Source organism: Pseudomonas sp. FW507-12TSA, from assembly GCF_058781435.1.
Window position 1 is genome coordinate 74,366 of the sequence record NZ_JBYSWT010000001.1, and the last position, 12,119, is coordinate 86,484.

Here is a 12,119-nt window from a genome sequence, read left to right on the forward strand (position 1 = left end):
GCCGTCCAGGCCGCGCCGTTTTCGTTCTGAAAGGATTCCATCATGCGCAAAGCGCTAGCTGTTTCGCTGCTCGCCGCAATGCTCGGCGGCTGTGCCAGCGACCCCGCCAAACACGATGTCGGCGGCATCTGGATCAATCAGGTAGCGATCGACGCCGCCTCCAAGGGCGGACCTTTGCGTGAAGCCCTCCAGGCCAATGGCCCGACCCTGGAGTGGGAGATCAACACCAAGGCTGGCCAGGCCCGCTACACCAATGGGTTCGAGACCGTCGAAGGCAAGCTGCCCAGCGAAAGCACCGACTCCGCCAAGATCGAGGTCTACGGCAGCGCGCCCACAGAACTCAAGCGCAACGGCAAGCGCCTGCTCCAGGTCGCCAACGACAACGAGCCCGAGCAAGTCTTCGACCGCCCCAAGGAGCCAGCTCCCGAGGGCGCACCCCTGGGCGCCAACTTCGAGCGCGCCCTGTACTCGGCGTACCTGGGCGGCAAATGGAAGATCGTCAACGGACCAGGCCTAGGCAACGGCGTGGAATTCCAGGCCGACGGCGCAGTACAAGGCCTGCCGGGCGTGGACCGCTATGCCCTGTGCCTGGCTGGCGACTGCGCCTCGATGAGCGGCGGCAACGACAGCATCTGGCTGCAACTCAATGGCCGTGGCAACTCCTGGATCTTCGTGCGCAAGGATCAGCAACTGGAGATCTTCCAGGCGGTCAATACCGCCCTGGCGGACGAGGTTCCATCGCTGACCCCGGGCAACCAGCAGTGGCTGCTGGAGAAGCAGTAATTCGCCGGTGACCGCTGCCGCAGTCGGTGACAAGGCCCGCAAGGCCTTGCGCTTTAGCGGTAGCGGCTCCCCTCGGGAGCCGGCCCCGGCCTTGGCGCAGGCGACAGGTCAGAAGGTCTGCCTCAGCCCTGTCCTTCAAGAATCGCCGCATACCCCTCGCGATAGCTGGGATAGCGTGGCACCCAACCCAGGGCCTTCGCCCGAGCGTTGGTGCAACGTTTGCTCCCGGTGCGCCGGACGCTGGAGTCCGCCGCCCATTCCGTCACTCCCAGGTACTCGCGCAGCCAGCCGACCACCTCTGCCAGCGGCGCAGGCGCATCGTCCACGCCAATGTAGCAATCCTCCAGCACTACCCCCGCGTGGTTGGCCTTGAGCAGGCAGGCCAGCAGGCCGGCGGCATCGTCGGCGTGGATACGGTTGCCATACAAAGGCGGCTCCACCGCCACTCGATAGCCCCGACGCACCTGGGTCAACAGCCACTCACGCCCAGGCCCATAGATGCCGGTCAGGCGCACCCGGCTGGCGGGAATTCCACTATCCAAGGCCACTTGCTCCGCCTCCAGCATCAGGCGCCCGGAGTAGGCACTGGCCTCGGCGGGAGAGGTTTCATCGATCCACTCGCCATCCTTCTGTTCGTAGACGCTGCTGCTGGACACGAACAACAGGCGCTTGGGGCGCTGGCCGTGCTGCTTGAGCCAGCCCAGCACGTGCTGCAACCCCTCGACGTAGGCGGCGCGATACCCGGCCTCATCATGCTCGGTGGCCGCGGCGCAATACACCAGGTAGTCCAGGGGTTCCCGGGGCCAGTCCGTCGGGCACTGCTCGCTGAACAAATCGCCGGCGACGCCAAGCACCCCCTGGGGCAAATGCGACACCGTACGACGCAAGCCATAGACTCGCCATTGCTCGGCCAACAGTTGAGTCGCCAGGCGACTTCCGACATCGCCGCAACCGGCGATCAGAATAGAGGGGGCAGACATCAGAAAACTCCTTGCACAAAGGTCAAGCCTAGCTTTCGCAGTGGACGAACGGCTAGCAATCGAAGAAAAAAAGATACTCTATTACTTCTGTTAACAAGAATTACTTGCAATAATGACCACCCATTTTGTTCTCGGCCCTGCGAGGCCTAGAAGGACATTCACCCTATTCTCCTCTCAGGTCCGGCCAGCATGACAAGCAACCCATTCTCCGTCTCGCCAACCACACGCCCAAGCCCGCTGCGCACCATGGGCGCAGCCGCCGCGCTGCTGTGCAGCCTGCTGCTGGCCCCGACCGCAGCCTGGGCCGACCAGCACGCACCAGCCCCGGCTCCAGCCGCCTCCGCGCCGGTCGCCGAGCACCCAGCCACCGATCCGGCAGCACCTGCCACGGCTCCCGCCGCAGCTGCGGCAAACGGCGAACAAGCTCCGGTCGATGGCCAGCCACTAGCCGCCCAGGATCTTCCCGAAGTCCTGGAAGCCGACAACACCCTGGGCATGGCCCACGACCTGTCGCCCTGGGGCATGTACCAGAACGCCGATATCATCGTGAAGCTGGTGATGATCGGCCTGGCCATCGCCTCGATCATCACCTGGACCATCTGGATCGCCAAGGGCTTCGAGCTGATGGGCGCCAAGCGCCGCCTGCGCCATGAAATCGCTGCCTTGAAGAAGGCCACCAACCTCAAGGAAGCCAGCGCCGGCGCAACCAAGCAAGGCACGCTGACCAACCTGCTGGTCCACGATGCCCTGGAAGAAATGCGCCTGTCGGCCAATAGCCGGGAGAAGGAAGGCATCAAGGAGCGCGTGAGCTTCCGCCTGGAGCGCCTGGTAGCCGCCTGCGGCCGTAACATGAGCAGCGGCACCGGCGTGCTGGCCACCATCGGCTCCACCGCCCCCTTCGTCGGCCTGTTCGGTACCGTGTGGGGCATCATGAACAGCTTCATCGGCATCGCCAAGACCCAGACCACCAACCTCGCCGTGGTTGCCCCGGGTATCGCCGAAGCCCTGCTGGCCACCGCCCTGGGCCTGGTTGCCGCGATCCCGGCAGTGGTGATCTACAACGTCTTCGCCCGCTCGATCACCGGCTACAAGGCCCAGGTGACCGACGCTTCGGCTGAAGTCCTGCTGCTGGTCAGCCGCGACCTGGACCACCAGCCAGGTGAGCGTTCCGCACAACCGCACATGGTGAAAGTGGGGTAATCGGCCATGGGCTTGCATTTGAAGGAAGGGGCAGGCGACGACCTGGCCGAAAACCACGAGATCAACGTCACGCCGTTCATCGACGTGATGCTGGTGCTGCTGATCATCTTCATGGTGGCCGCTCCCCTGGCCACCGTGGACATCAAGGTCGACCTCCCCGCCTCCAGCGCCAAGCCGGCGCCGCGCCCTGAGAAACCGGTGTTCCTCAGCGTCAAGGCCGACCAGCGCCTGTTCCTCGGCGACGATGAGATCAAGGCCGAGACCCTGGGCGCCGCCCTCGACGCCAAGACCCAGGGCAAGAAGGACACCACGATCTTCTTCCAGGCCGACAAGGGCGTTGACTACGGCGACCTGATGGGCGTGATGGACAACCTGCGTGCGGCCGGCTACCTGAAAGTCGGCCTGGTCGGACTCGAGACGGCAGCCAAGAAATGATCACGACGCGCCAAAGACTGACGCGTTACAGCGGTAGCCTGGCCGTGGTGCTGGGCGTCCACGCGGCGGCGATCGCACTCGCCCTCAACTGGTCCAAGCCACAGCCGATGCCCATTCCACCCCAAGCCATGGTGGTCGAATTGGCGCCTGCCCCTGTGCCGCCGCCTCCGGCACCACCGAAAGTGGTGACCCCGCCACAACCACCGGCGCCGGTGGAAGAGCTGCCGCTGCCCAAACTCGCCGAAGCGCCCAAACCCACCATCTCGGTGCCCAAGCCGGTCAAGCAGAAGCCCAAGCCACAACCACCAAAGCCAGTGGAAAAGCCTGAGCCGCCGAAGGAAAAACCTTCCGACGAAAAGCCCAGCGACGCTCCGGTGACACCGGCAACGTCGAGCAACCCGGCACCGGCGACCCCAGGTCCATCGCCAGCCCAGGCGGCCGCCAAGGCCAACTGGCAGGGCGAGCTGCAGGCGCACCTGGCCAAGTACAAGCGCTACCCGAGCGAAGCCCAGCGACGCGGCAAGGAAGGCACCAACTCCCTGCGCTTCGTGGTGGATGCCGAAGGCAAGGTACTGTCCTACGAGCTGGTCGGGCGTTCAGGCAATGCCGACCTGGATCGCGCCACCCTGGACATGATCCGTCGCGCCCAACCGCTGCCCAAGCCACCCGCCGACATGCTCAACAACGGCAGCGTGGAAATCACCGCCTCGTACAACTACGAGATCGACCGCAGCCGCGGCCGCCGCTGATCCAAGGCAAGGGCACCCCAGGGTGCCCTTCGCATTCAACCCGTCCGACGCAGGCATTGGCGGGTGTCGCACTCCTCCCTCAGTCTGATAACGTGCGTCTATCGATTGCAGCCGTTATGCTTGGCCGCAACCTCACGGACGCCCGCTATGACCCTTACAGAACTGCGCTACATCGTTACCCTTGCCCAGGAGCAGCATTTCGGCCATGCCGCCGAGCGTTGCCATGTCAGCCAGCCCACCCTCTCGGTCGGCGTGAAGAAGCTCGAGGACGAACTCGGCGTGCTGATCTTCGAGCGCAGCAAGAGCGCCGTGCGCCTGACACCGGTAGGCGAAACCATCGTCGCCCAGGCGCAGAAGGTCCTGGAGCAGGCCCAGGGCATCCGTGAACTGGCCCAGGCCGGCAAGAACCAGCTGACCGCCCCGCTCAAGGTCGGCGCCATCTATACCGTCGGCCCGTACCTGTTCCCCCACCTGATTCCACAGCTGCACCGGGTCGCCCCGCAGATGCCGCTGTACATCGAGGAGAACTTCACCCACGTGCTGCGCGACAAGCTGCGCAACGGCGAGCTGGACGCGATCATCATCGCCCTGCCGTTCAACGAAGCCGATGTGCTGACCCTGCCGCTGTACGACGAACCCTTCTATGTGCTGATGCCCAGCGACCACTCCTGGACCCGCAAGGAAACCATCGACGCCAGCCTGCTCAACGACAAGAGCCTGTTGCTGCTGGGTGAAGGCCACTGCTTCCGCGACCAGGTCCTGGAAGCCTGTCCGACCCTGACCAAGGGCAACGACGGCGCCAAGCACACCACCGTGGAGTCCAGCTCGCTGGAAACCATCCGCCACATGGTCGCCTCGGGCCTGGGCGTCTCGATCCTGCCGCTGTCGGCGGTGGACAGCCACCACTACGCCCCGGGGGTCATCGAGGTCCGTCCGCTGACCCCGCCGGCACCATTTCGCACCGTGGCCATCGCCTGGCGCGCGAGCTTCCCGCGGCCCAAGGCCATCGAGATCCTCGCCGACTCGATCCGCCTGTGCTCCGTGGCCAAGCCGCCCGTCGCCAGCTAAGCCGCCACCATGACCGAGTTGTCGAAGGTGCCGGTGACGGCACTCAAGGGCGTCGGCGAGGCCATGGCCGAGAAGCTGGCCAAGGTCGGCCTGGAAAACCTCCAGGACGTGCTGTTCCACCTGCCCCTGCGCTATCAGGACCGTACCCGCGTGGTCCCCATCGGCGCCCTGCGCCCGGGCCAGGATGCGGTGGTCGAGGGTACCGTCAGCGGCGCCGACGTGGTCATGGGCAAGCGCCGCAGCCTGCTGGTGCGCCTGCAGGACGGTACCGGCGGCCTGAGCCTGCGCTTCTACCACTTCAGCAACGCCCAGAAGGAAGGCCTCAAGCGTGGCACCCGGGTACGTTGCTACGGCGAGGCCCGCCCGGGCGCCTCGGGGCTGGAGATCTACCACCCCGAATACCGCGCCATCAGCGGCGACGAACCACCGCCGGTGGACCAGACCCTGACCCCCATCTACCCGCTCACCGAAGGCCTGACCCAACAGCGCCTGCGCATGCTCTGCCAGCAGAGCCTGGCCATGCTCGGCCCCCGCAGCCTGCCGGACTGGCTGCCCGAGGAGCTGGCCCGGGACTATCAGTTGGCGCCCCTGGACGACGCGATCCGCTACCTGCACCACCCACCGGCCGACGCCGATGTCGATGAGCTGGCCCTGGGTCATCACTGGGCCCAGCACCGCCTGGCCTTCGAAGAGCTGCTGACCCACCAGTTGTCCCAGCAGCGCCTGCGCGACAGCCAGCGCTCCCAACGCGCGCCGGTGCTGCCAGTGGCCAAGAAGCTGCCGGCCCGCTACCTGAAGAACCTGGGCTTCGCTCCCACCGGCGCCCAGCAGCGAGTAGGCAACGAGATCGCCTACGACCTGAGCCAGCCCGAACCCATGCTGAGGCTGATCCAGGGTGACGTCGGCGCCGGCAAGACCGTGGTCGCCGCCCTGGCGGCCCTGCAAGCGCTGGAGGCCGGCTACCAGGTGGCACTGATGGCGCCCACCGAGATCCTCGCCGAACAGCACTTCATCACCTTCAAGCGCTGGCTGGAGCCGCTGGGCCTGGAAGTCGCCTGGCTGGCCGGCAAGCTCAAGGGCAAGAGCCGCAGCGCCGCCCTGGAACAGATCGCCGCCGGCGCGCCCATGGTGGTGGGTACCCACGCACTGTTCCAGGACGAAGTGCAATTCAAGAACCTGGCCCTGGTGATCATCGACGAGCAACACCGCTTCGGCGTCCAGCAGCGCCTGGCCCTGCGCCAGAAAGGCGTGGGCGGCCGACTTTGCCCGCACCAGTTGATCATGACCGCCACGCCCATTCCCCGGACCCTGGCCATGAGCGCCTATGCCGACCTGGACACCTCGATCCTCGACGAACTGCCGCCCGGGCGTACTCCGGTGAACACCGTGCTGGTGACCGACAGCCGCCGCATCGAGGTGATCGAGCGAGTGCGCGCCGCCTGCGCCGAAGGACGCCAGGCCTATTGGGTCTGCACCCTGATCGAAGAATCCGAGGAACTCACCTGCCAGGCCGCCGAGACCACCTACGAGGACCTCTCCAGCGCCCTCGGCGAGCTGCGGGTGGGGCTGATCCATGGCCGCATGAAGGCGCCGGAAAAAGCCGCGGTCATGGCCGAATTCAAGGCCGGCAACCTGCAACTGCTGGTGGCCACCACGGTGATCGAGGTCGGGGTCGACGTGCCCAATGCCAGCCTGATGATCATCGAGAATCCGGAACGCCTGGGCCTGGCGCAACTGCACCAGTTGCGCGGCCGGGTCGGCCGTGGCAGCGCCGCCAGCCACTGCGTGCTGCTCTACCATCCGCCGCTTTCACAAATCGGTCGTCAACGCCTGGGCATCATGCGTGAAACCAACGACGGCTTCGTCATCGCCGAAAAGGATCTGGAATTGCGCGGCCCGGGGGAAATGCTCGGCACCCGGCAGACCGGCCTGCTGCAGTTCAAGGTCGCCGACCTGATGCGCGATGCCGACTTGCTGCCCGCCGTGCGCGACGCCGCCCAGGCACTGCTGGAGCGCTGGCCGACCCACGTCAGTCCGCTGCTGGAGCGCTGGTTGCGCCACGGCCAGCAATACGGTCAAGTGTGAACCAAGCCTCAGTTAGTGAACCATTGGAATGACCAAGCTGGTTATAATGGTCACATTGTAGAAAAACGGATACCACGCCATGACAGAAGTTGCCCTCGCCACTGCAGCCCCGCACGCGCCATCTGTCATCCGGTTGCTGCTCGGCAAGCTGGCCATCGGCTATAACGAAGTCATCGACCACCCCGAACTGCCCGCCTCGCGCAAAGTCCAGGCGGTGTTGCTCGATGACGCCGTCGGCGCCCTGATGGTGCTGTTCCCACAGAGCCAGTTGCTGGACCTGAACCGCCTCGCCGAGCTCACCGGCCGACGCTTGCGCTCGGTCTCCACCGAACGCCTGGAGCGCATGCTCGGCAAGCACAGCCTGAGCCTGCTGCCTGGCCTGCCGGCCCTGACCAGCTCGCCCTGCCTGTACGAAGAAAGCCTGCTGCACGAGCCCAGCCTGCTGATCCACTCGGGCGAGCCGGGCGTGCTGCTGGAAATCACTCGCGAAGACTTCAAGGGCATGCTCAGCAAGGCCAGCGCCGGTACCTTCGGCGAGTCCCTGAGCAGCATCCGCCCCAACCTCGACCGCCCGGACGATGACCGCGAGGAAATCTCCCAGGCGATGCAGGCCTTCACCGCCCGGCGCATCCAGCAGCGCCTGGAAGCCACCATCGAGATCCCGCCCCTGGCGGAAACCGCACAGAAGATCATCAAGCTGCGGGTCGACCCCAACGCCACCATCGACGACATCACCGGGGTAGTGGAAACCGACCCGGCACTGGCCGCGCAGGTGGTGAGCTGGGCGGCATCGCCCTACTACGCCTCGCCGGGCAAGATCCGCTCGGTGGAAGACGCCATCGTCCGCGTGCTCGGCTTCGACCTGGTGATCAACCTCGCCCTGGGCCTGGCCCTGGGCAAGACCCTGAGCCTGCCCAAGGACCAGCCGCAGCACGCCACGCCGTACTGGCAGCAGTCGATCTACACCGCCGCGGTGATCGAGGGCCTGACCCGCGCCATGCCCCGGGCCCAGCGCCCCGAAGCCGGCCTGACCTACCTCGCCGGCCTGCTGCACAACTTCGGCTACCTGCTGCTGGCCCATGTGTTCCCGCCGCACTTTTCGCTGATCTGCCGGCACCTGGAGGTCAACCCGCACCTGTGCCACAGCTACATCGAGCAGCACCTGCTGGGCATCAGTCGCGAGCAGATCGGCTCCTGGCTGATGCGCTACTGGGACATGCCGGACGAGTTGTGCACCGCCCTGCGCTTCCAGCACGACCCAGGCTACGACGGCGCCAATGCCGAGTACCCGAACCTGGTCTGCCTGGCAGTGCGCCTGCTGCGCAGCCGGGGCATCGGCTCCGGCCCCCGCGAAGAGATTCCCGAGGCCCTGTTCGAACGCCTGGGGCTCAGTCGCGACAAGGCCGAGGATGTGGTGAGCAAGGTGCTTGAAGCCGAGGTATTGCTGCGCGAACTGGCCTCGCAATTCAGCCAGGCCTGAGTCTTTCTGCAGGCCCTTGCGGCCTGCAGAGTCCCTTCCGGATCATCTCCTGCGACCGGTCGCGGCCCTGCCGCCGACTGGCGCGTCGAACGCCTCAAGCCTTGGGCTTGGACTTCTTGGGCTTCAGGTACTTGGTCAGCCCCTGGAACCAGATCACCAGCGCCGGATTGCCCTTGATCTGGATCGACTTGTCCTGGATCCCGGTCATGAACGCCAGTTGCTTGTTCTTCGCCTGCATGGTGGCAAAGCCGTACGCCGCGTCCTTGAAGGCGATGGCGAACGCCGGCTCGGGATAGAACCCCGAACGACTGGTGACACGCTGGTCCTTGACGAAGAAATGCCGAGCAACCTTGCCATCGAGCGTCTGCAGCTGGAAAACCAGCTCCTTGTCGCCCAACTGTTGCTGGAAAGCGGGATTGTTGCGACTGGCTTTGCCCATCAACAGGCCAAGCACCCAGAGGAGAAAACGAAATTTCATGCGCGGCGCCTCAGTGGAATTATTGGATGGCCGGCGCAGTGTAACCTGTAACTCGCCGAGCGCCAGCCGATCCGTTCGATTGCTCGAAGATCGCCTGGCGTTCAGCGCTTATCGCTACATCTTGTCAGACAATCACTGACTCAGACGTTAGGACAAGGTACCGGTGCCCAGTCGCCCAGGTCCGGGTTCTTGCACATGCTGTTGACCTGGGTCTGGCCGGTGGTGGCCACCTTGTTGCTCTCGGCCTGCTTGGTCTTGGCCTGCTGCATCGACTTCTCGGTGCTCACCGCTTCCTTGGGCACCACTGGCAGCTTCGCCTTCGGAGGGGTCTTGCCTTTGCCCTTGCCTTTGCCGGTGCTGGTCACTGCAGTGGTGTCGGCGGTGGCGACCTTGACCACGTCGGTGCGCTGCACGCCCACCTGCTGCAGGTCTTGCTCATAGGCCTGGTTGTACTTGCTCAGGTCCTCGCTGGCCCGACCGTTCACCGCGGTGATCAGGTCGTTGGATTCCTTCAGGCCGCTGACGATTTCCGCCAGGCGCTTGCGACCTTCGACATCGTTGATGCTGTTGGCCTTGCGCGCGCTGATCAGGCTGTCGAAAGCGCGCTGGTAGCACGTCTGCGAAGCACGGGCATAAGCGGTGCTGCGGTCGATGTCGGCCACGCTCTTGTTGACGTCGGTAGCGTAGGAAGCGATGCGCTGGTTGTCATCGGCAATCTGCTTCTGGCGCTCGGTGTAGTAGCCGGCAGCACCGCCAGCCAGGGCACCACCAGCAGCGCCGATGGCCGCGTTGCGACCACGGTGGTCGCCGTCACCGGTCAGGGCACCGAGCAAGGCGCCGCCAGCAGCACCCAGGGCGGCACCGGTGACGACCGACTTGGTCATGTCCGAATCAGTGGCACGCAGGTGCTGCACCGGCTCGTAGCAGCTCGGGTAGTACTCGACCTTGGTGGTGGAGGCCACCTTGGATACCGGAGAGGTCGCGCAACCGGTCAATACGGTGCTGAACCCGGCGGCAACCAACAGCAGGTGACGCTTGGACGTTGAAGCAAATGGGTTGCGGGAAAAAAGCATGTTCGTGATCTCGATTAAGTTTGACCAACTCGGCGCGACTCAAGGTCGTCCGAGATCCTCCAGGCTCGACAGACAGCGGCCGGTCACGACTTCTGACCGGTCGATGCGAGCAGTTCCTTCAAAATCGTCGCCGGGTCGGCCCGCTGTTTCTGGCGGTAGTCCCCGACATGGCGAACGAATAACGTAGCGCGCGTCACCAGGCTCTTGCCGAGCACCGGCTTGCGATTGAGCTCTTCCTTGATCCGTTGAAATTGCGCCTGGATCACCGCGTCGGTGTAACGGGTGCCCGTGGCCAGGTTATCGATATAGATCGCCACCGCCCCGTCCAGGGCGCTGCGGCCGTTGTCGATGGCTTCGGCGAACAGCTTGGCGCTGGGTTCATCCTTGGCATCGAGGGCTTGCTGCTGGCTCTTTTTCAGGTTGGTCAGGCGAATGTTGTAGTTGTTGATCGTCTCGGCCACCAGTGCCGAGGACTGGATCAGGTTGCCCGCCGCTTCCTCGCGCTGTTGGGCGATCAGCGAAACGTTGCGCTTGAGCTCTTCGTTCACCAGCCCCAGCTCGGCCTGTAGCCGTGGGTCGACGCTGGCGGCGATGATGCTGTCCAGGCGCTTGGTCGGGTCCTGGGCGTCGTCGATGGCGTCGGTCAGGGACGCCAGGCGCCCTTCCTTCTGCCACTGGGCGAACAGTTCCTTGTAGCGCGAGCGCGGCGCCGACAGCGCCCCAATGGCCACCCGGAAGCCGGTGGTCTCGTTGCTCTGCTCGGTGCCATCGGCGGCGAACAGCGGGTATTCGCGGCGCATGCCGGTGAACAGCGTGCCCTCGCCTTCCAGGTAGTTGCCGCCCTTGACCACGAAACCACCATAGGTGCCCTGGCGCCGGCCAGCGTGCACCAGCTGGAAGGACTCCTGGACCATCTCCGCGGCGTTGCCGATCACGTCGAACAAACCGATGGGGTTGGGCAACTTGGTGCCGATGGGCATCAGTCGTGCCGCCTGGCCGGTACCGCCAGCCACCTGGTTGAACACCGCCCAATCGCCCAGCGGGCCATCACTCTCGCTGCCCTCCACACGCCGTGGGAATAGCCGGCCTTCCAGCTCCTGGCGGCTCACCGCCTGGCCACCACGGGCAGCGTATTCCCACTCCACTTCGGTGGGCAGGCGCACGAAGCCCAGGCCGCCGTCGTCGGCAGAACCGCCACGCCCGCTGACCGGCAGCAGGTCGCGATGGTTCTTCATCAGCCAGGCGCTGTACACCGCGGCGAAGCGCTCGGCCTCGAAGCGCGACAGCTTGACCTTGGGCAGGCGCCCCTGCATGCCCTCCGGCGCCTCGCAGGCCGGAGCCGGCTCGCCACTGGCCAGGGACTGGGCCTGCGCCATCACCTGGGCGTACTGGCGAGCCGTGACCTCGTACTTGCCGATGAAGTACATCATCGGCTTGAGCGGCACCCCGGTGCCGGCCTTGGGCAGCAGCGGGCCGATGGTCTTGGCCCAGGGGCCCGGCAAGTCCTTGAGGGTGAACTGGCCGTTGATGTAGTCCCGCCGATAGCCGGAAATGAACGACTGCTGGTAGCCGCTCTCGCCCTCGGCGAAGGGATAGCCGAGGTTGATCTCGCGGTCATCCAGGGTGCCCTGGGCCAGCACGTAGACGTAGCGGAACACCATCTCGCCATCGCATGGCAACGGCAGGCTGACATCGCCGGCCAGGGGCTTGGGGTTGTCCATCTTGTTGTCGGGCTCTTCGGCCCACACGGCGCCGGCCAGAGTCATGGCCAGCACGGCGCTGATCAAC

General features: G+C 65.4%; 11 protein-coding genes. 7 read left to right on the forward strand and 4 right to left on the reverse strand.

What is annotated here, in order from left to right; all coding sequences use genetic code 11:
- The first annotated feature begins 42 nt into the window (after positions 1-42).
- Entirely contained in the window at positions 43-783 is a 741-nt protein-coding gene (locus tag AC3WK8_RS00395) for a hypothetical protein (RefSeq protein WP_103326217.1), read from the forward strand.
- Positions 784-905: 122 nt separating this feature from the next.
- Here the strand turns inward: AC3WK8_RS00395 and AC3WK8_RS00400 are convergent, their stop codons facing one another.
- Positions 906-1,763: an NAD-dependent epimerase/dehydratase family protein gene (locus AC3WK8_RS00400; RefSeq protein WP_103326216.1), complete on the reverse strand. Its 858-nt coding sequence runs from the start codon at positions 1,761-1,763 to the stop codon at positions 906-908.
- A 189-nt stretch (positions 1,764-1,952) separates the two neighbouring features.
- On the opposite strand from AC3WK8_RS00400, the gene exbB reads away from it, so the two are divergent.
- From exbB to AC3WK8_RS00430, 6 genes are all read left to right on the forward strand, one after another.
- Positions 1,953-2,963 carry a tonB-system energizer ExbB gene (gene exbB / locus AC3WK8_RS00405; RefSeq protein WP_103326215.1) on the forward strand — a complete coding sequence of 337 codons (1,011 nt, stop codon included), beginning with the start codon at positions 1,953-1,955 and terminating at the stop codon, positions 2,961-2,963.
- Positions 2,964-2,969: 6 nt separating this feature from the next.
- On the forward strand, positions 2,970-3,398 hold the full coding sequence (gene exbD, locus AC3WK8_RS00410; protein WP_085594206.1) for a TonB system transport protein ExbD: 429 nt from the start codon (positions 2,970-2,972) through the stop codon (positions 3,396-3,398).
- Positions 3,395-4,147: an energy transducer TonB family protein gene (locus AC3WK8_RS00415; protein WP_085594204.1), complete on the forward strand. Its 753-nt coding sequence runs from the start codon at positions 3,395-3,397 to the stop codon at positions 4,145-4,147. Before exbD ends, AC3WK8_RS00415 begins: the two co-directional genes overlap by 4 nt.
- A gap of 147 nt (positions 4,148-4,294) precedes the next feature.
- Positions 4,295-5,215, forward strand: a complete 921-nt coding sequence (locus AC3WK8_RS00420) for a hydrogen peroxide-inducible genes activator (protein WP_022641853.1) — start codon at positions 4,295-4,297, stop codon at positions 5,213-5,215.
- 9 nt (positions 5,216-5,224) lie between these two features.
- Positions 5,225-7,300: an ATP-dependent DNA helicase RecG gene (gene recG / locus AC3WK8_RS00425; RefSeq protein ID WP_022641854.1), complete on the forward strand. Its 2,076-nt coding sequence runs from the start codon at positions 5,225-5,227 to the stop codon at positions 7,298-7,300.
- Positions 7,301-7,379: 79 nt separating this feature from the next.
- Positions 7,380-8,780 carry an aminoacyl-tRNA deacylase and HDOD domain-containing protein gene (locus AC3WK8_RS00430; RefSeq protein ID WP_085594202.1) on the forward strand — a complete coding sequence of 467 codons (1,401 nt, stop codon included), beginning with the start codon at positions 7,380-7,382 and terminating at the stop codon, positions 8,778-8,780.
- A 94-nt stretch (positions 8,781-8,874) separates the two neighbouring features.
- Here the strand turns inward: AC3WK8_RS00430 and AC3WK8_RS00435 are convergent, their stop codons facing one another.
- The 3 genes from AC3WK8_RS00435 to AC3WK8_RS00445 all read right to left on the reverse strand — a co-directional run bounded on the left by AC3WK8_RS00435 (position 8,875) and on the right by AC3WK8_RS00445 (position 12,097).
- Positions 8,875-9,258: a hypothetical protein gene (locus tag AC3WK8_RS00435; protein WP_022641855.1), complete on the reverse strand. Its 384-nt coding sequence runs from the start codon at positions 9,256-9,258 to the stop codon at positions 8,875-8,877.
- Between the two features lie 140 nt (positions 9,259-9,398).
- Complete coding sequence (gene tagQ / locus AC3WK8_RS00440) at positions 9,399-10,331, reverse strand: type VI secretion system-associated lipoprotein TagQ (protein WP_085594200.1); 933 nt, start codon at positions 10,329-10,331, stop codon at positions 9,399-9,401.
- A gap of 83 nt (positions 10,332-10,414) precedes the next feature.
- Positions 10,415-12,097, reverse strand: a complete 1,683-nt coding sequence (locus AC3WK8_RS00445; RefSeq protein WP_256592376.1) for a formylglycine-generating enzyme family protein — start codon at positions 12,095-12,097, stop codon at positions 10,415-10,417.
- Positions 12,098-12,119: the final 22 nt, after the last annotated feature.

Excerpts from the sequence above, each read along its gene's own strand:
- AC3WK8_RS00400 (WP_103326216.1), bottom strand. The coding sequence starts at position 1,763 with ATGTCTGCCCCCTCTATTCTGATCGCCGGTTGCGGCGATGTCGGAAGT.
- tagQ (WP_085594200.1), bottom strand. The coding sequence starts at position 10,331 with ATGCTTTTTTCCCGCAACCCATTTGCTTCAACGTCCAAGCGTCACCTG.
- AC3WK8_RS00445 (WP_256592376.1), bottom strand. The coding sequence starts at position 12,097 with ATGACTCTGGCCGGCGCCGTGTGGGCCGAAGAGCCCGACAACAAGATG.
- exbB (WP_103326215.1), top strand. The coding sequence starts at position 1,953 with ATGACAAGCAACCCATTCTCCGTCTCGCCAACCACACGCCCAAGCCCG.
- recG (WP_022641854.1), top strand. The coding sequence starts at position 5,225 with ATGACCGAGTTGTCGAAGGTGCCGGTGACGGCACTCAAGGGCGTCGGC.
- AC3WK8_RS00415 (WP_085594204.1), top strand. The coding sequence starts at position 3,395 with ATGATCACGACGCGCCAAAGACTGACGCGTTACAGCGGTAGCCTGGCC.
- exbD (WP_085594206.1), top strand. The coding sequence starts at position 2,970 with ATGGGCTTGCATTTGAAGGAAGGGGCAGGCGACGACCTGGCCGAAAAC.
- AC3WK8_RS00395 (WP_103326217.1), top strand. The coding sequence starts at position 43 with ATGCGCAAAGCGCTAGCTGTTTCGCTGCTCGCCGCAATGCTCGGCGGC.
- AC3WK8_RS00420 (WP_022641853.1), top strand. The coding sequence starts at position 4,295 with ATGACCCTTACAGAACTGCGCTACATCGTTACCCTTGCCCAGGAGCAG.
- AC3WK8_RS00430 (WP_085594202.1), top strand. The coding sequence starts at position 7,380 with ATGACAGAAGTTGCCCTCGCCACTGCAGCCCCGCACGCGCCATCTGTC.
- AC3WK8_RS00435 (WP_022641855.1), bottom strand. The coding sequence starts at position 9,258 with ATGAAATTTCGTTTTCTCCTCTGGGTGCTTGGCCTGTTGATGGGCAAA.